The following is a 22,595-nucleotide window of genomic DNA, read 5'->3' as shown; positions in this document are numbered from 1 at the left end:
ATTTTCAGCCCCCTGGGAAACCCGTTTCTGCATGGAAATCTGCGGCATCATGCATCCATGAAGACAGGATAAAGCGAGGCCAGCAGCAGGATCGCCATCAGGATATTGAAGGCGCGGACCAGCCGCTCGGAGGTCAGGACCGGCCGCAGTGCGGTGCCGAAAAAGGCCCAGAGCACGGTCGAGACCGTGCCCACGAGCAGGCTGATCACGGTCTGGATCGCGATGTTGATGGGGAACTGGGCAATCGCCGCATAAGCGGTGATGGTGCCGATCACGATCACCCAGCCCTTGGCGTTGATCCATTGGAACATGGCCGCGCCCCAGAAGGTCATCGGTCCGCGGCCATCCCCCGCGCCCGGCTTGGTTGGGCCAGAGAAAGCGATCACAGCGGCGAGGTAAATCAGGTAGGCGGCGCCGGCATATTTCAAAATGCTCTGGAGGATCGGATAGGCCAGGAACACCGTTCCGAGCCCGAGGCTGACGGCGCCGACCATGAAGGCGAAGCCGATGACGATGCCGGCGATGTGCGGGACGGTGCGGCGGAAGCCGTAGGTCAGACCCGAGGCCAGCAGCATGATGTTGTTCGGCCCGGGGGTGAAGTACATCACCGCCATAAAGGCGAGGAAGGCATAGAAGAGCGAGTAGGCCATATCCACCTCACGCAGTCTTCGGCAGCGCATGCGGCCGCTTGACCAGCACCATCACCGCAATGCCGCCGATCACGGTCAGCATGCCGGCGAGACGCAGCGGGCCGAACCGCTCGCCGAACACGATGCTGGAGGCGGCAGAACCCACGAACGGCACCAGCAGTGCGAACGGCACCACCTGGGCTGCGGGATAATCCCGCAGCAGCCGACCCCACAGCCAATAGGCGATGCTGGTGGAGATGGCGCCGATCACCAGCAGGCAGACGAGGCCAGTGAGCGACATATGAATCAGCGACTGCACAGTCGGCGTCGGTCCGTTCACAAGCAACGTCAACACGAACAGCGGCAATGCGGTGACGAGGCAGAGCCAGGCGAACAGATCGAACATCGGTACGCCGCGGGCACCACGCAGCAGGATGTTGCCTATCGCAAAACTAAGCGGCGCGATCATCAGCACCGCAAAGGCCCCGACGCTGAAATCGTGGCCGACGGTGCCGCAGATCATCAGCAGGCCGACTGCCGCGATGACGACGCCCAGCGTCTGCGCAGGCGTCGGACGCTCGCCGAAAGCGAGCGCGGCAAATCCAATCGTGAACAGCGCCTGGCTCTGCACGACGACGGAGGTCAATCCCACCGGCACGCCATGGGCGATGCCATAGGCCTGGCTCAGGAACTGGCCGAGGAACAGCGTGAAGCTGATCGCGATCAGCAGCGACCAAGCGATCTTCGGCTTGCGAACGAACAGGCACGGCACCGCGGCAATGGTGAAACGCATCGCCGTCATCAGCTCCGGCGAAAACTCGTCGAGCGCGATCCGGCTCGCCACGAAGGCAAGCCCCCAGATGATCGCCACCAGGATGGCGATGAGGATATCGGCCGGCTTCATTGTTGTTTCCGGTTCTGCTTTGTGGTGCAGCTCTGTTGTTGTCTAGCCTTGTTCGCCGGCTTTGGATTTCCGCAGCAGATAAGTGCCGTGCATCGGCGCGTGATAGTCGACCGAAACCAGCGTGAAGCCGACGTCGGTCAGCATCCGCTCCATCACCCAGCCGAAGGTGGAATATTCGTCACGCATATGCGTCACCACGCTCTCGTGCGAGAAATCGTGGTTCTTGATGTGGTAGTCGGCCCATTGCTCGACGTCGCGCTCGACCGCGTCGGGCATCGAGGCGTAGACGATGTCGCGCAAATAGAAGGTCGCGCCCGGCTTCAGCGCGCGATAGATCCGCGACATCGCCACGACCTTCCAGAAATCCGGCAGATGGTGCAGCGTGAACTCGCTGACGATCAGGTCATAGGATTCCGGCTGGTAGGAGAAGCTGAGCAGGCCGGCGGACTGCGTGCGCACGGGCGCCTTACGGTCGCGGGCATAGATCTCGGCCAGCGCCAGCATCGCCGGCGAGATGTCGATGGCGTCGACCTCGGCGCCCATCAGCGACGCTTCGGTCGCCAGCACACCGTTGCCACAGCCAATGTCGGCAATCCGCCAACCCCGCTGTACGCCCAACATTTTCAGCGCGGCGCGCGCACGCAAATCGGCATCGTCGTGGGAGTCGTAGATCGACGCCACCGTGGGCCCGATGCCCATCCGATTCCGCTCGTTATAATACCAGTCGCGCGCCAGCATGGTTCACATCCCCTCAGGCCCGCGGCCGATCGCTGCAACGCCCGTGCGCGACACCTCGACAAGGCCAAGCGGACGCATCAGGTCGATAAATTGGTTGATCTTGTCCGTATTGCCTGTGATCTCGAACACGAAGCTCTCGGTGGTCGCGTCGATCACACGGGCGCGGAAGGCATCAGCAAGCCGCAGCGCTTCGACGCGGTGGTCGCCCTCTCCGCGCACCTTCACCATCGCCAGCTCGCGCTCGATCGAGCGCTTGGTCAGCGTCATGTCGACGACGCGATAGACCGGGATCATGCGGTCAAGCTGATGCTTGATCTGCTCGATCACCATCGGCGTGCCCGTGGTGACGATGGTGATGCGCGAGAGATGTTTCTGGCTCTCGGTCTCGGAGACGGTGAGACTCTCGATGTTGTAGCCGCGGCCCGAGAACAGGCCGATGACGCGTGCGAGCACGCCGGGCTCGTTCTGCACGAGCACCGAAAGCGTGTGCGTCTCGTTGGGATCGTGACGCTCCTCGATGAAATAGGCGGATGCGGGCTGGTTCATTGTCGTCCCCTCTATTCTTTCTTGTCATGCCCCGCGAAGGCGGGGCATCCAGTAATCACCAGCGCCGAGATTCCCACGACGGCCGCGGCGTACTGGATCGTCCGGTCAAGCCGGACGATGACGGCGGAGTTATTGGTAAGCGCCGGCGCGATCATGCGATCACCCATTGCTTGAACAGATCGAAATCGATATTGCCGCCGGACAGCACGAGACCGACGCGCTTGCCCGACAGTTTTGCCTTTTCCTGAATCGCCGCGGCGAGTGCGGCTGCACCGGCGCCTTCGGCGAGATTGTGCGTATCGGTCCAGTAGGCGCGGATCGCGGCAGCGACCTCAGCGTCGCTCACTTGCACGATGCGCGAGGCGCCCTTGCGGATCAGCGCGAACGCCTCCTCATCGGGAATCCGCGTCGCCATGCCGTCAGCGAGCGTGTTGCTGGTCTCGGTGGTCACGACCTTCCCGGCCGCGAACGAGAGCGCGTAGGACGGCGCCTCGGTCGACTGTACGCCGACGATCTCGGTCTTCAGGCCGAGCAGGTCGCGCGCCATGATGCAGCCGCAGATGCCGGAGCCCTGCCCGATCGGCACATAGAGAATATCGAGATCGGGCGCGGCCCTGAACAGCTCGAGCGCGTAGGTCGCCACGCCCAGCACCAGGTCCGGATGGAACGACGGCACCATATGGAGCCCGGCGAACTGCGCGCGGCGCCCGGCTTCCTCGCGCGCGGCCTGAAAGTCCTCACCATGCTCGACGAGTTCGGCGCCAAAGGTCTTCATCGCCCGGTTCTTCTCGACCGAGTTGCCGCGCGGCACGTAAATCACCGCGGGCACGCCGTGGCGGCTCGCCGCAAAGGCAAGGCTCTGGCCGTGATTGCCGCGCGTCGCCGAGATAATGCCCGGAATGTTCGGCCGCTCGCGCTTCAGCCGATCGAGATAGACGAGCCCTCCGCGCACCTTGAAGGCGCCAATCGGCGTGTGGTTCTCGTGCTTGACCACGACCTGCGTGCCGAGGCGCTGGGCGAGCAAAGGCCAGGCGTGCGCCGGCGTCACCGGCACCGCCTGCCCCACGATCGCATGCGCGCGCTCGAGCTCCGTCAGGTCGAACATGGCCTCACACCAGCGCCTTGCCGCCCGCGAACGCCTTGGCTGTCGCCTCGTCGTTCGCCTGCTCCGGCAACAGCATCTCGTTATGCGCCTTGCCGGAGGGGATCATCGGGAAGCAGTTTTCCAGCGCGGCGACGCGACAGTCGAACAGCACCGGACGCTTGACCGAGATCATCTCCTGGATGGCGCCGTCGAGATCTGAAGGCTTGTGCACCTGGAGGCCGACGCCGCCATAGGCTTCCGCAAGCTTGACGAAATCCGGCAGCGCCTCCGAGTAGGAATGCGACAGCCGGTTGCCGTGGAGCAGCTGCTGCCACTGCCGCACCATTCCCATGTACTGGTTGTTCAGGATGAAGATCTTGATCGGCAGCTCGTACTGAACCGCCGTCGACATCTCCTGCATCGTCATCTGCACCGAGGCATCGCCCGCGATGTCGATGACGAGGCTGTCGGGATGGGCCACCTGCACGCCGACTGCGGCCGGCAGGCCGTAGCCCATGGTGCCGAGACCACCCGACGTCATCCAGCGATGCGGCTCCTCGAAGCCGAAGAACTGCGCGGCCCACATCTGGTGCTGGCCGACCTCGGTCGTGATGTAGGTATCCTTGCCGCGCGTCGCCTCGAACAGGCTCTGGATCGCGTGCTGCGGCAGGATGACGTCGTTGCTTTTCCTGTAATAGAGCGAGTTGCGGGCGCGCCACTGCGTGATCTGCTGCCACCACGCCTTGACGTCGGGCTTCTTCGCCTCCGCCTTGAACACCTGGAGGATGTCGCCGAGGATGTTGGCGCAATCGCCGATGATCGGCACGTCGACGCGGATGTTCTTGTTGATCGAGGACGGATCGATGTCGATGTGGATCTTCTTGGAGCCCGGCGAGAACGCATCGACACGGCCGGTGATGCGGTCGTCGAAGCGCGCGCCGACGCACAGCATGACGTCGCAATCATGCATGGTCATGTTGGCCTCATAGGTGCCGTGCATGCCGAGCATGCCGAGCCAGCTCTTGCCCGACGCCGGATAGGCACCCAGGCCCATCAGCGTCGAGGTGATCGGAAAGCCGGTGACCTCGACCAGCTCGCGCAGCAGCTTGGTCGCCTCGGGACCGGAATTGATCACACCGCCGCCACTGTAGATCACGGGACGCTTGGCGCCTGCGAGCAGCGCCACCGCCTTGCGGATCTGCGTCGCATCACCCTTCACGCGCGGCGCATAGGAGCGGTGCACGTCGGACTTGCGCGGCGGATGATAGGTGCCGGTCGCAAACTGCACGTCCTTCGGCACGTCGACCAGCACCGGGCCGGGCCGGCCCGTGGTCGCAACGTAGAAGGCCTCGTGCAGCACTTTTGCGAGATCGTTGACGTCGCGCACCAGCCAATTGTGCTTCGTGCAGGGACGCGTGATGCCGACGGTGTCGCATTCCTGGAACGCGTCATTGCCGATCAGATGCGTCGGCACCTGGCCGGAGATGCAGACCAGCGGGATCGAATCCATCAGCGCGTCGGTCAGCGGCGTCACCATGTTGGTGGCGCCGGGGCCGGAGGTCACCAGCGCGACGCCCGGCTTGCCGGTCGAGCGCGCATAGCCCTCGGCGGCGTGGCCCGCGCCCTGCTCGTGGCGGACCAGGATGTGCTGGACCTCGCTCTGCTGGAAGATCTCGTCATAGATCGGAAGCACCGCGCCGCCGGGATAGCCGAAAATGTCGGTCACGCCGTGATCGATGAGCGCGCGGACGATCATCGCGGCGCCGGTCATCTGGTTCGGATCGTGGCTCTTGTCGCTCATTGGCTTGCTCCGGATGCGCTGTTGTCAGCGGCTTCGTTCGTGTCTGGTTCGGGAAATAAAAAAGGCCCCGAAGAGGGCCCATGCACACCGCCTGTCATGTGGATGGCAGTTAGCCACCCCCGGCGGTGTGCCTGGGTACGACGGCGATAAGGAGTTTGGTAATAATATTACGCATTGCGGTGGCTCGGCTTCCCAAAGGTTGCGCGAAACATAACGACCAAAGCCCGGATGTCAAGGCTGTGCGGCCGTTCCCGCGCGATTTTGGCAGTGTAGCGGTGTTCCCGAGGTTCGGCGAGAGGTAAAATTGGGAACTGAGGCACAAAGGCGCGTCAACTGGCGTCCCTCGCTGCGTTCGCGGCCGCCGCGAGCCAACCCCTCACCTCCTCTGGCTTCACCCATTCGAATTCGGGCAGCTGGTGCCGAAACCAGGTGAACTGGCGCTTGGCATAGTGGCGGGTATCGGCCCGGCCGATCGTGGCGGCCTCATCGAGACTGATCTCGCCACGCAGGTGGCGGATCAACGCCGGGACGCCATGAGCTTTCATCGCCGGCAGCAGCGGATCGAGGCTGCGGGCGCCGAGCCGCTCGACTTCGTTCAACGCGCCGGCGCCCAGCATGGCGTCGAAACGAACTTCGATGCGGGCATAGAGCTCCTCGCGCTCGGGTGCCAGAAACACTGCGCGAAAACTGTCCTTCGGTAGCAGCGGGGGCTGACCCTCGTGGTGCCAGTCGAGAAGGGAGCGCCCGGTCGCCTCAATCACTTCGAGCGCGCGCGCGATGCGGGTGCGATCACGCACGTTCAATCGTTCCGCGGCGCGCGGATCGCGAGCCGCGAGTTCCGCGTGCAGCGCCTCGACGCCGTTCCGCTCCAGCCGCGCGCGCACGTCCTCGCGCAGCTCGGCAGGGATCGGCGGTACCACCGAGAGACCAGCCGTCAAAGCCTTGAAATAGAGCCCGGTGCCGCCGATGAAAATCGGCAGGCGGCCTTCGGTCTGCGCCTCTTCCAGCGCCTTCGCCGCGTCGCTCACCCAGGCCCCGGCCGAAAAATTCACGGCTGCATCGACATGGCCATAAAGGCGGTGCGGCACCCGCGCCTCCTCAGCCCCTGTGGGGCGCGCCGTGATGATGCGGAGATCCCGATAAACTTGCATGGAATCCGCATTGATGACGACGCCGCCGGTGGCGAGCGCAAGCTCGAGCGCCAGCGCCGACTTGCCGCTGGCGGTCGGGCCTGCGATAAGCACGGCCTTGCCAACATGCCTTCTGCCGACTTGCCCCTCGCTCACGAAAACCTCAAATGTCCCTCGTTGCCACGCTGATCTGCAACCCCAATAATCCCGCGCTCGATAGCACCATCGTCGACGGCGCCCGCGCCGTGCTGCCCCAGGCGCTACCTGCGCACTGGCTGTTCGACGGGGTTGCGGTCGACATTCCGTTCGGCGCCGACAGTAACCTCGAAGGCGACCGTCACGCCATCGAACAGCGGTTGCGCGAGCTTCGCGGCGATCTGCCCATCGACATCGTCGTGCAGCCTGTCGGCTTCCGGCGCAAGAAGCTTTTTCTTGCCGACATGGATTCCACCATGATCGGCCAGGAATGCATCGATGAACTGGCCGATTTTGCCGGACTGAAGGCGCATGTCGCCGGCATCACCGAACGCGCGATGCGCGGCGAGATCGAGTTCGAGCCGGCGCTGCGCGAGCGCGTCGCGCTCCTGAAGGACCTCCCCGTCGGCGTGGTCGACAAGGTGCTGGCCGAACGCATCACGCTGACGCCGGGCGGTCGTGAGCTGGTCGCGACCATGCGCGCCCACGGCGCCTATACCTGCCTCGTCTCCGGCGGCTTCACGCTGTTCACGAGCGCGGTCGCCGCAAAGATCGGCTTCCAGGAAAACCGCGCCAACGAGCTCGTCGTACGCGACGGCAAGTTCACCGGCGAGGTGAAGGAGCCGATTTTGGGCCGCGCGGCCAAGCTCGCGACGCTGGTGGATTTGATGGAGTCGTTCGATCTCGACGATATCGACTCGGTCGTGGTCGGCGACGGTGCCAATGATCTGGCGATGATCCAGGCGGCGGGGTTCGGTGTGGCGTATCACGCGAAGCCGGCAGTGGCCGCAGCGGCGGCCGCAAAGATCGACCACGGCGATCTCACCGCGCTGCTGTATGCGCAGGGGTATCGACGCGAGGAGTTTGTGGAGGCGTAGTCTGGTCCAAAGAACCAGACTCAGAGCGACTGCACCAGCTCTTGCCGCACGCTCGGCCGCCGTAGGGTGGGCAAAGGCGCACTTTGCGCCGTGCCCACCGCTCTTGCTGCGACGATGGAAAAACATGGTGGGCACGCTTCGCTTTGCCCACCCTACTGGATTGTGCGCGCGCCTACTGCACGCTCAGCGCCACGAACCGCAGCTCGCCGTCACCATTCGAGACCAGCAGCAGCACCGACTTCTTGCCGTCCTTCTTGAGCTGGTCGACCCGCTTCTGGATGTCGGCACCGCTGGAGACGGCTTCCTGCGCCACCTCGACGATGACGTCGCCCGCGGAGAGCCGCTTCTCGGCGGCGTCCGAATTGGCCTCGACATTGGTGACGACCACGCCCTTGACGGTGTCCTTGATCTTGTAACGCGTGCGCAAATCCTTGCTGATCGTTGCGAGATCGAGGCCGAGTGCCTTCTGCGTCACCGGCTTCTCGGGCGCGGGCTCGTCGGTCTTCACCGCGGCCTGCACCTTGTCGGCATCCTGGAGGCGGCCGAGCGTGACCTTCTTGGTCTCTTCCTGGCCCTTGCGGATGACGATGACGTCGACCTCCTTGCCGACCGCCGTGTCGGCGACGACGCGGGAGAGATCCTTCGGGTCCTTGACGTCCTTGCCGTCGAACTTGACGACGACGTCGCCGGGCTCGATGCCGGCGGGCTTGGCCGGGCCCTTGTCGTCGACGCCCGCGACCAGCGCGCCGCGCGGCGGCTTGATGTTGAGGCTCTCGGCGATCTCGTCGGTGACGCTCTGGATGCGTACGCCGAGCCAGCCGCGGCGCAATTCGCCGAACTGGCGGAGCTGGTCGACCACGCCCGCGACGGTCTTCGACGGCACGGCGAAGCCGATGCCGATCGAGCCGCCGGAGGGCGAGATGATCAACGTGTTGACGCCGACGACGTCGCCATCGAGGTTGAACAGCGGGCCACCGGAATTGCCGCGATTGATCGCGGCGTCGGTCTGGATGTAGCTGTCATAGGGACCTGAGGAGATGTCGCGGTTCTTGGCCGAGACGATGCCGGCCGTCACCGTGCCACCGAGGCTGAAGGGATTGCCGATCGCAACAACCCAGTCGCCGAGGCGCAGCTTGTCGGAGTCGCCGAACTTCACCGAGACCAGCGGCTTCGGCGGCTTGAACTTCAGCACGGCAAGGTCGGTCTTCTTGTCGACGCCGACCAGCTCGGCCTTGATCTTGCTGCCGTCATTGAGAATGACGTTGATCTCGTCGGCATCCGCGATGACATGGTTGTTGGTCACGACGACACCGGAGGTGTCGATGATGAAGCCGCTTCCGAGCGAGTTGGCCTTGCGCGGCGGGCCGCTGCCGTTATCGCCGCCCTTGCTGCCGCCGCCGGGACCCCTTCGGTTCTTGAAGAAGTCGTCGAAGAACTCCTCGAAAGGCGAGCCGGGCGGCAGTTGCGGCATGGTGTTGCTGCCGCCGCCGCCCTTGGCTTCGACGGTCTGCGACGTCGAGATGTTGACGACCGCGTCGATCACCTTCTCGGCGACGTCGGCGATGCCTTCCGGTCCGCGCGCTTGAGCCGGCGAGCCGAACGCGCTGAAAGCGCCGACGGCGAGCGCGGCCAGCCCAAATCGCAAGCGGATTGGGCGCAAGCGGGTCGGGGCAATTGTGGCAGCGATCATTGTGGTCTCCAGAGAAAAGGATTCGGCTCCAAGACTGCGCTCGAACCGGGGGACGGCGCAAGCACGGAGCTTAACGGGCCTCAAGAGCCAGATAATACGGCGAAAACCTGCCCTGCGCCTTCACTTTGGCGTTGGCGCGTCCCTCTAAATGGGCCGCCGCATCACCCAGATCAGGATCAATCCGGCGACGGCCGAACCGATCCCAACCGCGCGCAGGACGTTGTCCGGCGTGGCGATTGCGCTCTTCATGGCCTTGCGCATCCAGGCGGGACTCGCCGCGAACATCAAGCCTTCGAGCACGAACAGGATGCCTAAGCCGATGAGGAAGTCGGCGAACGCAATGGACCTCATCGGATTGGAACCTCCCGTTATGCTGTTCTGTCTGGACGATAGGGCGGCAGAAGCGCCGCCCTTCGTCTAGCTTACGGCTTCGCCGGTGTCTCGGTCGCCGTCTTGCCGCTCGGGTTACTGAAATACCGGAAGAAATCCGAATCCGGCCGCAACAGGAAGCGGGTATCGCCCGACTTCAGCCCGTTCTCATAGGCCGTCATCGACCGGTAGAAGGCAAAGAAGTCAGCATCCTTGCCGTAGGCTTCGGCGAACAGCCGGTTGCGTTCGGCGTCACCCACACCGCGCGTCTGCTCGGCGGTGGAGTTCGCTTCGGCAATGATCACGGTCGCCTCGCGATCGGCCTTGGAGCGGATCTCCTGCGCCTTCTGACCGCCCTGCGCGCGGAACTCGGCCGCTTCGCGCTGACGTTCGGTCTGCATGCGCTGGTAGACCGCCTGGCTGTTCTGCTCAGGCAGATCAGCGCGGCGGATCCGGACGTCGACGACCTCGATGCCGTAACCATCGGCCTCGTGATCGAGCTGCTCGCGGATGCGCCCCATCAGCTTCTCGCGCTCATCACGCACCACAGTGATGAAGTTGACCTCGCCGAGCACCCGGCGCAGCGCCGCGTTCAGCAGCGAGGTGAGCTGGAGGTTCGCAGCCTGGATCGAGCCGACGCTCTGATAGAAGCGCAGCGCGTCCTTGATGCGATAGCGCGCAAAGGCATCGACCACGAGCCGCTTCTGGTCGGAGGCAATGACCTCCTGCGACGGGTTTTCGAGATCGAGGATCCGCTTGTCGACGTTGATCACGGAGTTCCACGGCGCCTTGAAGTGCAGCCCCGGGTCGGTGACGACGTCCACCGGCTTACCGAATTGCAGCACGATAGTCTGCTCGGTCTGCTGCACCGTGAACAACGACATGTAGGCGACGATCATCACCAGCAGCAGCGCAAGCAGCGCGACGATACCTGTAACCGGAGACCTCATCGGGTGCCTCCAGTCGACTGCTGGCCGGTGGTGGTCGGCGCCTTCTTGGGCGTCAATTCATTGAGCGGGAGATAGGGCACGACGCCCTGGCCCGAGGAGCCTCCGTCATAGATGAGCTTCTCGGAGCCACCGAGCACGCGCTCCATGGTCTCCAGATAAATTCGTTCACGCGTCACGTCGGGCGCCTTCTTGTATTCCTCGTACACCTTCAGGAAGCGCGAGCTCTGGCCCTTGGCCTCGGCGACCGCCTGCTCCTTGTAGCCTTCGGCGGCCTGAATGATCTGCGCAGCGCGACCGCGCGCGTCCGGCACGATCTTGTTGGCGTAGGTCTGCGCTTCGTTTTGCAGCTGCTCAAGATTGGCGCGCGCCGCCTGCACGTCGCGGAACGCATCGATCACCTGTGCAGGCGGATCGACCTTCTGCATCTGCACCTGGGCGATCTGGATGCCGGCGCCGTAGCTGTCCAGCGTCTTCTGCATCAAATCCTGCACGGTGGCCTCAGTCTGCGTCCGCGCGCCGGTCAGGATCGGCTGGATGTTGGAGCGGCCGATCACCTCGCGCATGGCGCTTTCCGCGACCGCCTTCACGGTGCCCTCGGGGTTCTGGATGTTGAACAGGAAGTTGCCAACACCGTTGGGCTTGATGCGCCACAGCACAGTGAAGTCGACATCGACGATGTTCTCGTCGCCGGTCAGCATCAGGCTCTCTTCCGGCACGTCACGGATCGAGCGGCCGCGCCGGGCCGGATCGTCGATCAGCGTCATGCCGATGGAAATGGTGGAGACGCGCAGCGCCTTCGGCAGCAGCACCGTCTCGATTGGATAGGGCAGATGATAGTTCAGGCCCGGATCCACGGTGCGGACGTGCTTGCCGAAGCGCAACACGACGCCCTGTTCTTCGGACTGCACCCTGAAGAAGCCCGACAACAGCCAAAGCGCGATGATGATGAGCAGGATCAGCGTGATGCCGATGCCGGAGAAATAGCCGCCCGGCATGATCTGCTGAAGCCGGTCCTGGCCACGCCGCAGAAGGTCCTCCAGATCCGGCGGCCTCGGCCCGACCGGTTGCGGGCCTGAGCCCCACGGTCCTTTCGGACCCGAGCCCCATGGGCCACCGCCCTGATTCTTCCACGGCATTCGACACTCTCCTCGGCAGACCGGGACTAAAACTTACCCGGCCCGCATTGTCCGGTCCGGCTTTATAGGGGACCGGCAGGTCCCTTACAACGCGGCCATGACCGACCCACGAGCTATGCTCGGGCGCGGAAAAGTCAATGTAAACATTGGCGAATGGAGTTAATGGGACGGCCGCCGACGATATGTCACATAGGAGTAGTCGGCGCTGTCGTCGGGGCCGGCCGGGTGGCGGACGCGGCTCGTTTCGTCCCACTGCGCCTTATCGATGTCGAAATGTGTGTCGCCGTCGGGCCGCGCATGCACTTCCGTGATTTCGAGGCGATCGGCACGATCGAGCCACTGCCGATAAATTTCGGCGCCACCGATGACCGCGATCTCGGCGGCCGAACGCCGCAGGGCGTCGCCGCGCGCAACCGCGCCTGCGTCCGCTGCCGATGTCGTGACGATGGCGCCATGGGCGCGATAATCTGCATCGCGTGTGATGACGATGTTGGTGCGGTTGGACAGCGGCCGGCGCAGCGATTCAAAGGTCTTGCGACCCATGATCACGGGCTTGCCGATGGTGAGCGCCTTGAAGCGCTGCATGTCGGACTTCAACCGCCATGGGATTGCGCCGCCCGCGCCGATGACACCGTTCTCCGCAACTGCGACAACGAAGACGATCTCCATCAGATGTCATTCCCCGCAAGACGCGTCAGCGCTGGCCCTGTGACACGGCACAGTGTCCAGTCATCCATCATGACCGCGCCGAGCGATTTGTAGAAGGCGATCGACGGCGCATTCCAGTCGAGCACCGACCATTGCAGGCGCGACCAGCCGTTCTCGACACATTCCCTGGCGAGATAGACCAGCAGCGCCTTGCCGAGGCCTTTGCTCCGATGCGACGGCCGCACATACAGATCCTCGAGATAGATCCCGTGGCGGCCGCTGAATGTGGAGAAATTCGCAAACCAGACCGCAAAGCCGACCGGCTCACCGCTCCACTCAACGAGTGCGCAATAAAGCCGCGGATCGGGGCCAAACAGCGCGTCACCGATCATCGCCTCGGTCGCCTCGACCTCGTGCGAGAGCTTTTCGTACTCGGCGAGCTCCCGGATGAACGAAAGAACAAGCCCGGCCTCGCCAGGGCGCGCGCGGCGGATGTTGAGCGACATCGGCGCTAGACCGCGACCGCCGCCTTGATGTGCGGATGCGGGTCGTAGCCGACGAGTTCGAAATCCTCGTAGCGGAAGGAGAAGATATCCTTCACGTCGGGATTGATCCGCATCACCGGCAGCGCACGCGGTGCGCGCGTCAGTTGAAGCCGCGCCTGCTCCAGATGATTGGAATAGAGATGGGTGTCGCCGAACGAATGCACGAAGTCGCCGGGCTTCAGACCCGTGACCTGCGCCACCATCAGGGCGAGCAGCGCGTAGGAGGCGATGTTGAAGGGCACACCGAGGAACACGTCGGCCGAGCGCTGATAAAGCTGGCACGACAGCTTGCCGTTCGCGACATAGAACTGGAACAGGCAATGGCACGGCGGCAGCGCCATCTTGTCGACCTCGGCCGGATTCCAGGCCGAGACGATCAGGCGGCGCGAGTCCGGATTGCGCTTGATCATGTCGATCACGTTCGCGATCTGGTCGATGCTGCGGCCGTCCGGCGCGGGCCAGGAGCGCCATTGATGGCCATAGACCGGGCCGAGATCGCCATTGGCGTCCGCCCACTCGTCCCAGATGGTGACGCCGTTGTCGCGCAGATATTTGATGTTGGTGTCGCCCTTCAGGAACCACAAAAGCTCATGCACGATCGCCTTCAGCGGCAGCCGCTTGGTGGTCAGCATCGGGAAACCGGCGGACAGATTGAAGCGCATCTGATGGCCGAACACCGACAGCGTGCCGGTCCCGGTCCGATCGGTCTTCTCGGCGCCGTCTGAAAGAATCCGCTCGAGCAGGTCCTGGTATTGGTGCATGGGGCTATGGGCCTTTGGGAGGACGGCGAACTTAACGGCCGGCCCCGCGCTGCGACAGCGGCGATTCGCCGGTTCGCACAGATTATACCCCGAAAACTGGTCATTCCCGGCGCAAACGACAAGGGGCGGAAGTCGCGTCCCGCCCCTTGCCTATCAGCTTGATTGTACTGATTAACTTGCCGGCTTGAGCACCGGGGTCCACTTCGCGATTTCGCTCTTCACGAGGGCTGCGAGTGCTTCCGGCGTCCGTTCCGCAGGGGTGGGGATGACGCTGCCGAGTTCGAGCAGGCGCTTGCGTACGGTTGCGTCGTCGAGTGCCTTGGTGGCGGCGGCGTTCAGGCTCGCCACGATCGCCGGCGAGGTTCCCTTGGGCGCGAACATCGCATTCCAGGCTTGGGCCTGGAATGCGGGCAGGCCCGCTTCCGCCGTCGTCGGCACGTTCGGCAGCGACGGATTGCGCTCCGCCGTTGCGATCGCATAGGCCTTGATGGTGCCCGCATTGATCTGCGGCACCGCGTTGACGATCTGGTCGCACATATAATCGACCTGCCCCCCCACCAGCGCGTTCATCGCGGGTCCGGTGCCGTTGAAGGGCACGCCGACCGGCTTGATGTCGAGGATGGAGTGCAGCAGTTCGCAGGACACGTGCGAAACCGAGCCGATGCCGGCATGCGCCGCGTTCACCTTCTCGGAATTGGCCTTCACGTAAGTGACGAACTCCTTGAGGTCCTTTGGCGGAAAGTCCTTGCGCGCCAGGATCAGGATCGGCGTGCCTGCGAGCAGCGCGACCGGCTCAAAGTCCTTTTCGGGATGATAGGCGAGCTTCGGATAGAGCGGCACGGAGGCGGCATGCGTGCCCATATGCCCGGTGATCAGCGTATAGCCGTCATTGGCCGCGCGCGCGGCGCGCGTGGTCGCGGTGGTCCCACCGGCGCCGACGACGTTCTCGATGATGATGCTTTGCCCGAACGTCTGCGCCATGTGCGACGTGACGATGCGCGAGATCACGTCGGTCGGACCGCCGGCCGCGAACGGCACGATCATGGTGATGCTGCGCGTCGGATAGGTCTGCGCTTGAGCCGGTGCGACAAAGCCGCACATGGATGCGAGCACTGCAGCGCATGCGCCCGCGGCAAGCGCGCGAATAGAAGTCATCTCGATCTCCTTGTCGGTCCCTTGCGACACAAACAAAAATGCCGGCCTCACGGCCGGCATTCTCATTTCACGAAGCTGTCGCTTAAGTCGATTGGACTTCCGAATGCGGCGCGCCGACGCAGGCGCGCGGCGACGACGCAGGGCGCGGCGCGATCAGCTCTCGGATTCGGTGAACACCTCGTCGCGCTTGGTCCGCAAGAAAGGCAACACCGTGAGCACCAGCAGGAAGGCCGCGATCGCCAGCAGCACGGCCGACAGCGGACGCGTCAGGAATACGGTCCAGTCGCCGCGCGATATCAGAAGTGCGCGGCGCAGGTTCTCTTCCATCAACGGTCCGAGCACCATGCCGAGCAGCAACGGTGCCGGTTCGAAATCGTGCTTGATCAGCCAGTAACCGACCAGGCCGAACACGCCCGCAAGGACGACGTCGACCGGTGCGTTGTTCACCGAGTAGATGCCGATCGCGCAGAAGATCACGATCGAGGGGAACATCAGCCGGTAGGGCACGCGCAACAGCCGCACCCAGATTCCGACCAGCGGCAGATTGATGATGATCAGCATCAGATTGCCGATCCACATCGAGGCGATCATGCCCCAGACGAGCTCCGGCTGCTTTTGCATCACCTGCGGACCCGGCACGATGCCATGAATGGTCATCGCGCCAACCATCAACGCCATCACGGCGTTCGGCGGGATGCCGAGCGTCAGCAACGGGATGAAGGACGTTTGCGCCGCGGCGTTGTTGGCGCTTTCCGGTGCCGCCACGCCCTCGATCGCGCCGCGGCCGAACCGCGACGGGTCCTTGGCGATCTTCTTCTCGAGCGTATAGGACGCAAAGGACGCAATGACAGCGCCGCCACCCGGCAGGATGCCGAGGATCGAGCCGAGCACAGTGCCGCGCAGGATCGCAGGCGCGGAGTCGATCAGGTCTTTCCTGGTCGGCATCAGGCCGGTGATCTTCTGCTGCACGAGATCGCGGTTCATCTCGGCGCCGGCATCGAGATTGCGAATGATCTCGGCGAAGCCAAACACGCCCATGGCCACCGTCGCAAAGCCGAGACCGTCGGCGAGTTCCGGAATGTTGAAGGCCATGCGCGAGGCGCCGGTCTCGATGTCCGAGCCGACCATCGACAGCAATAGACCGAACACGATCATCGCGATCGCCTTCAGCACCGAGCCTTTCGCCAGCACCACGGCGAAGATCAGGCCGAGCACCATCAGCGAGAAGTACTCAGCCGGACCGAACGCCAGCGCCAGCTTGGTCAGCGGCGCACCGAGCACTGCGATGAGCACGGTCGCGACGCAGCCGGCGAAGAACGAGCCGATCGCCGCGATCGCCAGCGCCGGGCCGGCGCGGCCCTGCTTCGCCATCGCATGGCCGTCGATGGCGGTGACGACCGATGTCGCCTCACCGGGAATATTGACCAGGATCGATGTGGTCGAGCCGCCGTACTGGGCGCCGTAGTAGATGCCGGCGAGCATGATCAGCGCGCCGACCGGCGGCAATCCGAACGTGATCGGCAGGAGCATCGCCACGGTTGCGACGGTGCCGATGCCCGGCAGCACGCCGACAAGCGTGCCGACCAGTGCGCCAATCAGGCACATGAGAATATTGATCGAAATCGGGAGCGACAGGCCGTAGAGCCACCAGGGTGACCACCAGGAGATCTGAAATACGACGCCGAAACCGAGGCCCAGATTGTGGAAGAGATCGAACATCACACCCTCACTGAACCAGGAAGCGCGGGAACATCGGCATCGGCAGCCCGAGCACGTAGGGGAAGAGCAGCGCGCAGCCGAGCGTCAGGCAGGCGCCGACAATGATCGCTTCGACCCAGCGCGTCTCATGCGTGCCCATCGCCGAGATCAGGAAGCTCGCGAAGGCCGTAACCACGACCCCAAGCGGACGAATCGCCAGCGCGAAGAAGACGATCGAGATCATCACGAAGAGCGGTCCGCGCCAGGCATAGTGCGCCATCGCCGGTCCATCGGTCAAAAGTCCCGTCAATGCGATGCCGGCGCCAAGCGCGACGAGGAGCCCGCCAAACATCCGCGGCGCCGTGCCTGCGCCAAAGGAGAAGCCGCGCATCCCCTGCAAATCGCTCGAGGCCCACAGCGCGAACAAGGCGAGTGCCATCAGAACGATGCCGCCAACATAGTCCTGTGCCGACCTGATCGTCATGAAGATCGTGAGGATCGCCACCGCAAACAGCGGATAGGAATAGATCAGCGCCAGCAGTACATCGGATGACGTCTTCTTGGTGTCACCACTGAGCGCTCCGAGCAATGCACCGGGCGCTCCCGCGACCAGCGCGGTGGCATGGCCGATCACGACGGTCGCCGGGCCGCGGCCGACGCCCCAGCCGAAGATCGTCCCGATCGACCAGATGAATTCGAAAATCTGCGGCGCAACGGCCAGCAGACAGAAGGCGATCACCACCGACGTATTTCGGGTCGTCGCCGCCGCCGAGTGGCCCATTGTATCGGCCATGCATGTCTCCTCCGCGACCCGTAAGTCACGAGCACTGTTGTTCTAATCGGCTGGAAAAGGATCCCCCGCCCGGATCATTGCCTAGCGATTTTCATTACACAATGCCAGCAAAACCCAACAAGCCCCCTGCGAGCAGAAGCCACAGCGGATTGATGCGCGAGACAGAGGCGATCACTGCAACTGTCGTGGTCAGAAGCAGTGCAGCAATGGTGCGATCGGTCGACTGGGCCAGGATCAGGGCACTCGCCGCCATCAATCCGATCGACAGCGGAACCAGTGCAGCCTGAATCAGGCCGGGCCAGCGCGATTGGCTCGGCCGGTTCAGGAGCCGGCTGACATAATAGGCAAGCAGCGCCGTCGGCAGGCACATCGCCAGCGTTGCGGCCAGCGCGCCGGGGATGCCGGCGACGGCATAGCCGATTAGCGTGACGATAAGGACATTGGGACCTGGCGAGAGCTGCGCGATCGCATAGGCATCGGCGAACTGCTTGTCGGTCATCCAGTGATGCACGTCGACCGCGATGCGGTGCATCTCGGGCACCGCCGCCGAGGCGCCGCCGACCGCGAACAGCGACATCAGACCAAAGGTGGCGATCAGCGCCCAGATCGGGTTCTCGCTGCTCATGCTGCTACTTTCCGTCGCAGGATGAAGGTGACGCCGACACTGAGGGGAATCGCGACCAGCAACACCACCTGGAGCGGCAGGCGGATCACGCCGATGGCGGTGAACACCGCGAGCATCAGGATCAGCCCAACGGCGTCCATCCGCTTCAACAGCGGCGTCATCATCCGGAAGACCACCGCGATCAAGAGGCCGACCGCGGCGCAGGAGATGCCGGCGAGGCTGCGACGCAGCACGTCCACATCACCGAAATGGGCGTAGATGATCGCAAGCACGGTCATGATCAGCGTCGGCGGCAGCAACAATCCGGCAAAGGCCGCGATGCCGCCGGCGATCCCCCGCAGCCGCGAGCCGAACACCATCGACAAATTGACAATGTTGGGCCCGGGCAGGAAATGGCAGAGCGCAAACGTCTCATTGAACTCGTCCGCCGTCATCCAGCGGTGCTGCTCGACGATGGCCCGCCGGGCAAACACCAGGACCCCGCCGAAACCGGCCAGCGACATCCTGGCAAAGGCCATGAACAGCGCTAGCAGGCTGGGCGGAGGGCTGTGTGCGGGGGTGAGATCCGGCTCTTGGGCGGCCGGTGCTGAATCCAGGGACATGTCAGGAGCTTAGAACGAGGGTCGCGGCGCGGCCAAGACCGTCCGGAACCTATCCAAAGGGAACCGCGCCAAACCCCTGTCTTTCTAAACCTTTGCCCCCTATATTGGGGGTGCCGGTTCGCCGGCTATGGAAATAAACGGTCGTCGTAATAAACCATTCGGACCCGGGGGCGGTACCCGGCGCCTCCACCAAAGCTCATCGTTCGGAGGGCTTGGCCCACTGACAAGTGAGCTTCGGCGGGGGCGAAATAGGATCGACGAGGGCGTAAAGGGCGTTCTTTTTCTCGGTATTGTTCCGCCGTTATCGGGCTATGCAATAGTTGCCAACGACAACTTTGCTCCGGTTGCTCAGGCTGCGTAACGCAGTTTGAAAGACCATTCTGAAGTCCTAACGGGTTAAGCTCCGTTAGGCGGGGTTCGGAGGCACCTGGCAACAGAAGCCTCCACTTACCTCTTATTTCCTTCCCGGCGGGGACTCCTGCTGACCCGTCAGGCGCGGTACTATTGCGGCTTGGCGAGTCGGGCCGGCAGGGCCCAGCTCCTGGAATGCAACAGGACCACCATGGCGACCGATCATATTCGATACGATGTGCTGGCCCGCGACGCGCTGCGTGGCGTGCTGCGCAAGGTGCTGACCGATGCCGCGTCCCATGGACTGCCGGGCGAGCATCATTTCTTCATCACCTTCGTCTCGAAGGCCGAGGGCGTGAAGATCTCGCCGCGGCTGCTGGCGCAGTATCCGGAAGAGATGACGGTCATCCTCCAGCACCAGTTCTGGGATCTGACCGTGCTCGAGGACCGTTTCGAGGTCGGCCTGTCCTTCGGCGGCATTCCGGAGCGGCTGATCGTGCCGTTCAGCGCCATCAAGAGCTTCCTCGATCCGTCGGTGAAGTTCGGCCTCCAGTTCGACACCTCCGACGTCGCCGAGGTGGCGATCGAGACATTGCCGGCCGCCCCTGCCCCGACGGCCATAGCTGTGCCCGAACCGGCGGAGACCGCGGAAGAGCCGACCCCACCGAACCAGGGCGGCGCCGAAGTCGTGCGGCTCGATCGTTTCCGCAAGAAATGATCTAGGTTGGGCGCGAGACCGTCGCGCCCGGCCAAACTGCCTATATAGAAGAGCATGTGAAGAAGCCGCGCGGCGTTTCGTACGGCAGAACGGATGTGCTCATGGCCAAGACTGCCCGCTCAAAGACTGCCCGCTCAAAGACTGCCCGCCCCTCTCGCTCCGCGACCCGCATCGAGACCGACAGTTTTGGTCCGATCGAGGTCCCCTCCGATCGCTATTGGGGGGCGCAGACCGAGCGCTCGCGCCAGAATTTTCGCATCGGCATCGACCGCATGCCGATCTCGCTCGTGCATGCGCTCGGCATCGTCAAGCTCGCCGCGGCGCAGTCCAACCGCGAGCTCGGACTGCTCGACCAGCGCCGCGCCAATGCGATCATCCGCGCCGCGCGCGAGGTGATCGAGGGCAAGCTGGACGACCATTTTCCGCTTGTCGTATGGCAGACCGGCTCGGGCACCCAGAGCAACATGAACCTCAACGAGGTGATCGCCAACCGCGCCAATGAGCTGCTCGGCGGCGAGCTCGGCACCAAGAAGCCGGTGCATCCGAACGATCACGTCAACATGAGCCAGTCATCGAACGACTCTTTTCCCACCGCGATGCATATCGCCGCCGCCGGCCGCATCACGGCCGATCTCGTTCCCGCGCTCGGCGAGCTGCACCGCGCGCTGCGCACGAAGGAGAAGGAGTTCGCCAAGATCGTCAAGATCGGCCGCACTCACACCCAGGATGCGACGCCGCTGACGCTCGGCCAGGAATTCTCCGGCTACGCCGCGCAGGTCGAAAGCGGGATCGCGCGGCTGAAGGTCGCGGTGAAGGACCTCTATCCGCTGGCACAGGGCGGCACCGCCGTCGGCACCGGCCTCAACTCGAGCCCTCGCTTCGCAAAACTTTTCGCCAAGCAGGTGGTCGGGATCACGAAGCTGCCCTTCACCAGCGCCGCCAACAAATTCGAGGCACTGGCCTCCAACGACGCCTACGTGCTGGTACACGGCGCCATCAATTCGGTCGCGACGGGGCTGTTCAAGATCGCCAACGACATCCGCCTGCTAGGTTCAGGCCCGCGCTCGGGTCTCGGCGAACTGATCCTTCCTGAGAACGAGCCGGGCTCATCGATCATGCCGGGCAAGGTCAATCCGACGCAGTGCGAGGCGATGACAATGGTGTGCTGCCAGGTGTTCGGCAATCACACCGCGATCACGGTCGCCGGCAGCCAGGGTCATTTCGAACTCAACGTCTACAAGCCCGTGCTGGCCTACAACATGCTGCACTCGATCCGCCTGATGGCCGACGCCGCGCGCTCCTTCACCGAGCATTGCGTCAGCGGCATCCGCGCCGACGAAAAGCACATCAAGGAGCTGATGGAGCGCTCGCTGATGCTGGTGACCGCGCTCGCACCAAAAATCGGCTATGACAACGCAGCCAAGGTGGCGAAGACTGCGCATGCCAACGGCACCACGCTGAAGGAAGAGGCGCTGCGGCTCGGCTTCGTCTCTGCCGACGAGTTCGACCGTTTGGTGCAGCCGGAGAAGATGACGCGGCCCGGATGAATTCCGAATTCCGATAGTCATCCGTAATGATACGGAGCCTTAAAGCTCATAAATATAAGGCTAAACCGACAGGATTTGACTACCGTCAATGTCGCGGCAAGGATGCGTGCTACGCATTCGTCTCCCCCTTTAGCGGGGCGAAATTCATCGTTTGATGGCCGATAGGCCGATTGACGAGGACAAGCGAATGGCGATCAAGTCTCATGGGGCGCAGTGCGCCTGGTTTCTGGATATTTCATCCAATCTGAGGAGGATCGGGTGATGGAGACGCGGCATGGGGAACGTCATCAACCTGAATCGTTTCCGGAAGCGCGCCGAGCGGGAAACCTCGGCGAAGCAGGCGGACGCCAACCGGGCGAAGTTCGGCCGCACGAAGGCGGAGCGGTCGGCGGAGGAGACGCGCGCGGACCTGGCGAAGGAGCATCTGGACCAGCACCGGATCGATCGCGAGGATCAGCCATGAAGTCGCCCGTCGTGAAGCGATCGATCGTGGTCGCCGGCCACAAGACCAGCGTCAGCCTGGAAGAGGCGTTCTGGAACGGGATGAAGGAGATCTCGGGCCTGCGCAACATGACGCTGTCCGAACTCGTCGGCGAAATCGACGGCGGCCGCCAGCAGGGCAATTTGTCCTCGGCGATCCGCCTGTTCGTGCTCGATTACTTCAAGAGCCGCGCCATGGCCGTCCAGCCGGAAAAGGTCCCGGCCCAGTAACCCCGAGGCGTCTTCCCCACGCTTTCGTGATCTGCACTTTAAAATCGCTCTAAGGTGCGGGCTTCCGCGAGCGAGCGCGCTTGACCTCAATGCCCTGCGTTGAAAATACAGGGCATGACCGACACCCATGATACGCGCCCGCATTTGCCGCTGGGTCTGGCCCAGCGCGGCTACACCGGCGTCATTCAGCACCTGTCCGCCAAGGACACAGGCTCGGCGCTCTCGGACATCGAGCTCGAGAGCCGGCTGATCGAGCTCGGCTTCGTCGAGGGGGCCCGGGTCGAGGTCCTGCACGAGGGGCTGGTCGGGCGCGACCCGATCGCCGTCCGTGTCGACAACATCACCATCGCGGTCCGCCGTCGCGAAGCCATGGCCATCATCGTCGCCTAAG

26 protein-coding genes and 1 other RNA gene are annotated in these 22,595 nt (G+C 63.8%); 7 read left to right on the top strand and 20 right to left on the bottom strand.

The genetic code is table 11. From position 1 onward, the window contains the following. Positions 1-47: 47 nt before the first annotated feature. The 8 genes from UB31_RS20795 to miaA all read right to left on the bottom strand — a co-directional run bounded on the left by UB31_RS20795 (position 48) and on the right by miaA (position 6,988). Positions 48-650 (bottom strand): LysE family translocator, encoded by a 603-nt coding sequence (locus UB31_RS20795; RefSeq protein WP_045012229.1) that lies wholly within the window; start codon positions 648-650, stop codon positions 48-50. A 7-nt stretch (positions 651-657) separates the two neighbouring features. Further along, on the bottom strand, positions 658-1,533 hold the full coding sequence (locus tag UB31_RS20790) for an EamA family transporter (protein ID WP_045012228.1): 876 nt from the start codon (positions 1,531-1,533) through the stop codon (positions 658-660). Between the two features lie 42 nt (positions 1,534-1,575). Beyond that, the gene (locus UB31_RS20785; RefSeq protein WP_045012227.1) at positions 1,576-2,271 is read right to left on the bottom strand and encodes a class I SAM-dependent methyltransferase; all 696 of its coding nucleotides are present in this window, start codon (positions 2,269-2,271) and stop codon (positions 1,576-1,578) included. A gap of 3 nt (positions 2,272-2,274) precedes the next feature. Beyond that, on the bottom strand, positions 2,275-2,817 hold the full coding sequence (gene ilvN, locus UB31_RS20780) for an acetolactate synthase small subunit (RefSeq protein WP_045006221.1): 543 nt from the start codon (positions 2,815-2,817) through the stop codon (positions 2,275-2,277). A gap of 11 nt (positions 2,818-2,828) precedes the next feature. Beyond that, positions 2,829-2,972, bottom strand: coding sequence for a hypothetical protein (locus UB31_RS41540; RefSeq protein ID WP_156163193.1), 144 nt, complete (start codon positions 2,970-2,972; stop codon positions 2,829-2,831). Then, positions 2,969-3,922, bottom strand: coding sequence for a threonine dehydratase (locus tag UB31_RS20775; RefSeq protein WP_045012226.1), 954 nt, complete (start codon positions 3,920-3,922; stop codon positions 2,969-2,971). Before UB31_RS20775 ends, UB31_RS41540 begins: the two co-directional genes overlap by 4 nt. Before the next feature lie 4 nt (positions 3,923-3,926). Next, positions 3,927-5,702 (bottom strand): acetolactate synthase 3 large subunit, encoded by a 1,776-nt coding sequence (locus UB31_RS20770; RefSeq protein WP_045012225.1) that lies wholly within the window; start codon positions 5,700-5,702, stop codon positions 3,927-3,929. A 329-nt stretch (positions 5,703-6,031) separates the two neighbouring features. After that, on the bottom strand, positions 6,032-6,988 hold the full coding sequence (gene miaA, locus UB31_RS20765; RefSeq protein ID WP_045012224.1) for a tRNA (adenosine(37)-N6)-dimethylallyltransferase MiaA: 957 nt from the start codon (positions 6,986-6,988) through the stop codon (positions 6,032-6,034). An 11-nt stretch (positions 6,989-6,999) separates the two neighbouring features. Between miaA and serB the strand changes: the two genes are divergently transcribed. Continuing rightward, positions 7,000-7,905 carry a phosphoserine phosphatase SerB gene (gene serB, locus UB31_RS20760; RefSeq protein WP_045012223.1) on the top strand — a complete coding sequence of 302 codons (906 nt, stop codon included), beginning with the start codon at positions 7,000-7,002 and terminating at the stop codon, positions 7,903-7,905. Between the two features lie 172 nt (positions 7,906-8,077). On the opposite strand, the gene UB31_RS20755 is transcribed toward serB, so the two are convergent. From UB31_RS20755 to UB31_RS20700, 12 genes are all read right to left on the bottom strand, one after another. Further along, positions 8,078-9,595, bottom strand: a complete 1,518-nt coding sequence (locus UB31_RS20755) for a Do family serine endopeptidase (RefSeq protein WP_045012222.1) — start codon at positions 9,593-9,595, stop codon at positions 8,078-8,080. Positions 9,596-9,739: 144 nt separating this feature from the next. Then, positions 9,740-9,946: a DUF2065 domain-containing protein gene (locus UB31_RS20750; protein ID WP_045006215.1), complete on the bottom strand. Its 207-nt coding sequence runs from the start codon at positions 9,944-9,946 to the stop codon at positions 9,740-9,742. 71 nt (positions 9,947-10,017) lie between these two features. After that, positions 10,018-10,914 carry a protease modulator HflC gene (hflC, locus tag UB31_RS20745; RefSeq protein ID WP_045012221.1) on the bottom strand — a complete coding sequence of 299 codons (897 nt, stop codon included), beginning with the start codon at positions 10,912-10,914 and terminating at the stop codon, positions 10,018-10,020. Beyond that, positions 10,911-12,050 carry an FtsH protease activity modulator HflK gene (gene hflK / locus UB31_RS20740; protein WP_045006213.1) on the bottom strand — a complete coding sequence of 380 codons (1,140 nt, stop codon included), beginning with the start codon at positions 12,048-12,050 and terminating at the stop codon, positions 10,911-10,913. The genes hflC and hflK overlap by 4 nt, the downstream gene beginning before the upstream one ends. 159 nt (positions 12,051-12,209) lie before the next feature. Next, on the bottom strand, positions 12,210-12,719 hold the full coding sequence (locus UB31_RS20735; protein WP_045006212.1) for a dihydrofolate reductase: 510 nt from the start codon (positions 12,717-12,719) through the stop codon (positions 12,210-12,212). Then, complete coding sequence (locus UB31_RS20730) at positions 12,719-13,204, bottom strand: GNAT family N-acetyltransferase (RefSeq protein WP_045012220.1); 486 nt, start codon at positions 13,202-13,204, stop codon at positions 12,719-12,721. Before UB31_RS20730 ends, UB31_RS20735 begins: the two co-directional genes overlap by 1 nt. 5 nt (positions 13,205-13,209) lie before the next feature. After that, positions 13,210-14,004: a thymidylate synthase gene (locus tag UB31_RS20725; RefSeq protein WP_045012219.1), complete on the bottom strand. Its 795-nt coding sequence runs from the start codon at positions 14,002-14,004 to the stop codon at positions 13,210-13,212. A gap of 171 nt (positions 14,005-14,175) precedes the next feature. Further along, positions 14,176-15,159 carry a tripartite tricarboxylate transporter substrate binding protein BugD gene (locus UB31_RS20720; protein ID WP_045006294.1) on the bottom strand — a complete coding sequence of 328 codons (984 nt, stop codon included), beginning with the start codon at positions 15,157-15,159 and terminating at the stop codon, positions 14,176-14,178. Positions 15,160-15,312: 153 nt separating this feature from the next. After that, a complete protein-coding gene (locus UB31_RS20715) occupies positions 15,313-16,878 on the bottom strand; it encodes a tripartite tricarboxylate transporter permease (protein ID WP_045006209.1) in 1,566 nt (521 codons plus the stop codon). Positions 16,879-16,885: 7 nt separating this feature from the next. Continuing rightward, positions 16,886-17,650: a tripartite tricarboxylate transporter TctB family protein gene (locus UB31_RS20710; protein ID WP_045006208.1), complete on the bottom strand. Its 765-nt coding sequence runs from the start codon at positions 17,648-17,650 to the stop codon at positions 16,886-16,888. A 94-nt stretch (positions 17,651-17,744) separates the two neighbouring features. Further along, entirely contained in the window at positions 17,745-18,275 is a 531-nt protein-coding gene (locus UB31_RS20705; protein ID WP_045006207.1) for a chromate transporter, read from the bottom strand. Continuing rightward, positions 18,272-18,877 carry a chromate transporter gene (locus UB31_RS20700; protein WP_045012218.1) on the bottom strand — a complete coding sequence of 202 codons (606 nt, stop codon included), beginning with the start codon at positions 18,875-18,877 and terminating at the stop codon, positions 18,272-18,274. Before UB31_RS20700 ends, UB31_RS20705 begins: the two co-directional genes overlap by 4 nt. 73 nt (positions 18,878-18,950) lie before the next feature. Between UB31_RS20700 and ssrA the strand changes: the two genes are divergently transcribed. The 6 genes from ssrA to UB31_RS20675 all read left to right on the top strand — a co-directional run bounded on the left by ssrA (position 18,951) and on the right by UB31_RS20675 (position 22,594). Beyond that, positions 18,951-19,325: a transfer-messenger RNA gene (ssrA, locus tag UB31_RS40075) on the top strand. A gap of 114 nt (positions 19,326-19,439) precedes the next feature. Continuing rightward, positions 19,440-19,946, top strand: coding sequence for an SspB family protein (locus tag UB31_RS20695; protein ID WP_045012217.1), 507 nt, complete (start codon positions 19,440-19,442; stop codon positions 19,944-19,946). Between the two features lie 101 nt (positions 19,947-20,047). Beyond that, positions 20,048-21,493, top strand: coding sequence for a class II fumarate hydratase (gene fumC / locus UB31_RS20690; RefSeq protein WP_045012263.1), 1,446 nt, complete (start codon positions 20,048-20,050; stop codon positions 21,491-21,493). 274 nt (positions 21,494-21,767) lie between these two features. Continuing rightward, entirely contained in the window at positions 21,768-21,956 is a 189-nt protein-coding gene (locus UB31_RS20685) for a DUF4169 family protein (RefSeq protein ID WP_045012216.1), read from the top strand. Next, positions 21,953-22,204, top strand: a complete 252-nt coding sequence (locus tag UB31_RS20680) for a ribbon-helix-helix domain-containing protein (RefSeq protein ID WP_045006202.1) — start codon at positions 21,953-21,955, stop codon at positions 22,202-22,204. Before UB31_RS20685 ends, UB31_RS20680 begins: the two co-directional genes overlap by 4 nt. Positions 22,205-22,318: 114 nt before the next feature. Beyond that, complete coding sequence (locus tag UB31_RS20675; protein WP_045012215.1) at positions 22,319-22,594, top strand: FeoA family protein; 276 nt, start codon at positions 22,319-22,321, stop codon at positions 22,592-22,594. Position 22,595: the final 1 nt, after the last annotated feature.

This window comes from Bradyrhizobium sp. LTSP849, assembly GCF_000938255.1.
Lineage (GTDB): Bacteria > Pseudomonadota > Alphaproteobacteria > Rhizobiales > Xanthobacteraceae > Bradyrhizobium.
This window is presented reverse-complemented; position numbering and strand designations above follow the sequence as displayed.

Excerpts from the sequence above, each read along its gene's own strand:
- UB31_RS20680 (WP_045006202.1), top strand. The coding sequence starts at position 21,953 with ATGAAGTCGCCCGTCGTGAAGCGATCGATCGTGGTCGCCGGCCACAAG.
- UB31_RS41540 (WP_156163193.1), bottom strand. The coding sequence starts at position 2,972 with ATGATCGCGCCGGCGCTTACCAATAACTCCGCCGTCATCGTCCGGCTT.
- fumC (WP_045012263.1), top strand. The coding sequence starts at position 20,048 with ATGGCCAAGACTGCCCGCTCAAAGACTGCCCGCTCAAAGACTGCCCGC.
- UB31_RS20720 (WP_045006294.1), bottom strand. The coding sequence starts at position 15,159 with ATGACTTCTATTCGCGCGCTTGCCGCGGGCGCATGCGCTGCAGTGCTC.
- UB31_RS20685 (WP_045012216.1), top strand. The coding sequence starts at position 21,768 with ATGGGGAACGTCATCAACCTGAATCGTTTCCGGAAGCGCGCCGAGCGG.
- UB31_RS20785 (WP_045012227.1), bottom strand. The coding sequence starts at position 2,271 with ATGCTGGCGCGCGACTGGTATTATAACGAGCGGAATCGGATGGGCATC.
- UB31_RS20705 (WP_045006207.1), bottom strand. The coding sequence starts at position 18,275 with ATGAGCAGCGAGAACCCGATCTGGGCGCTGATCGCCACCTTTGGTCTG.
- ilvN (WP_045006221.1), bottom strand. The coding sequence starts at position 2,817 with ATGAACCAGCCCGCATCCGCCTATTTCATCGAGGAGCGTCACGATCCC.
- UB31_RS20750 (WP_045006215.1), bottom strand. The coding sequence starts at position 9,946 with ATGAGGTCCATTGCGTTCGCCGACTTCCTCATCGGCTTAGGCATCCTG.
- UB31_RS20675 (WP_045012215.1), top strand. The coding sequence starts at position 22,319 with ATGACCGACACCCATGATACGCGCCCGCATTTGCCGCTGGGTCTGGCC.
- serB (WP_045012223.1), top strand. The coding sequence starts at position 7,000 with ATGTCCCTCGTTGCCACGCTGATCTGCAACCCCAATAATCCCGCGCTC.
- UB31_RS20775 (WP_045012226.1), bottom strand. The coding sequence starts at position 3,922 with ATGTTCGACCTGACGGAGCTCGAGCGCGCGCATGCGATCGTGGGGCAG.
- UB31_RS20695 (WP_045012217.1), top strand. The coding sequence starts at position 19,440 with ATGGCGACCGATCATATTCGATACGATGTGCTGGCCCGCGACGCGCTG.
- UB31_RS20755 (WP_045012222.1), bottom strand. The coding sequence starts at position 9,595 with ATGATCGCTGCCACAATTGCCCCGACCCGCTTGCGCCCAATCCGCTTG.
- UB31_RS20700 (WP_045012218.1), bottom strand. The coding sequence starts at position 18,877 with ATGTCCCTGGATTCAGCACCGGCCGCCCAAGAGCCGGATCTCACCCCC.
- UB31_RS20790 (WP_045012228.1), bottom strand. The coding sequence starts at position 1,533 with ATGAAGCCGGCCGATATCCTCATCGCCATCCTGGTGGCGATCATCTGG.
- UB31_RS20710 (WP_045006208.1), bottom strand. The coding sequence starts at position 17,650 with ATGGCCGATACAATGGGCCACTCGGCGGCGGCGACGACCCGAAATACG.
- hflK (WP_045006213.1), bottom strand. The coding sequence starts at position 12,050 with ATGCCGTGGAAGAATCAGGGCGGTGGCCCATGGGGCTCGGGTCCGAAA.
- UB31_RS20725 (WP_045012219.1), bottom strand. The coding sequence starts at position 14,004 with ATGCACCAATACCAGGACCTGCTCGAGCGGATTCTTTCAGACGGCGCC.
- UB31_RS20730 (WP_045012220.1), bottom strand. The coding sequence starts at position 13,204 with ATGTCGCTCAACATCCGCCGCGCGCGCCCTGGCGAGGCCGGGCTTGTT.
- UB31_RS20735 (WP_045006212.1), bottom strand. The coding sequence starts at position 12,719 with ATGGAGATCGTCTTCGTTGTCGCAGTTGCGGAGAACGGTGTCATCGGC.
- hflC (WP_045012221.1), bottom strand. The coding sequence starts at position 10,914 with ATGAGGTCTCCGGTTACAGGTATCGTCGCGCTGCTTGCGCTGCTGCTG.
- UB31_RS20770 (WP_045012225.1), bottom strand. The coding sequence starts at position 5,702 with ATGAGCGACAAGAGCCACGATCCGAACCAGATGACCGGCGCCGCGATG.
- UB31_RS20795 (WP_045012229.1), bottom strand. The coding sequence starts at position 650 with ATGGCCTACTCGCTCTTCTATGCCTTCCTCGCCTTTATGGCGGTGATG.
- UB31_RS20715 (WP_045006209.1), bottom strand. The coding sequence starts at position 16,878 with ATGTTCGATCTCTTCCACAATCTGGGCCTCGGTTTCGGCGTCGTATTT.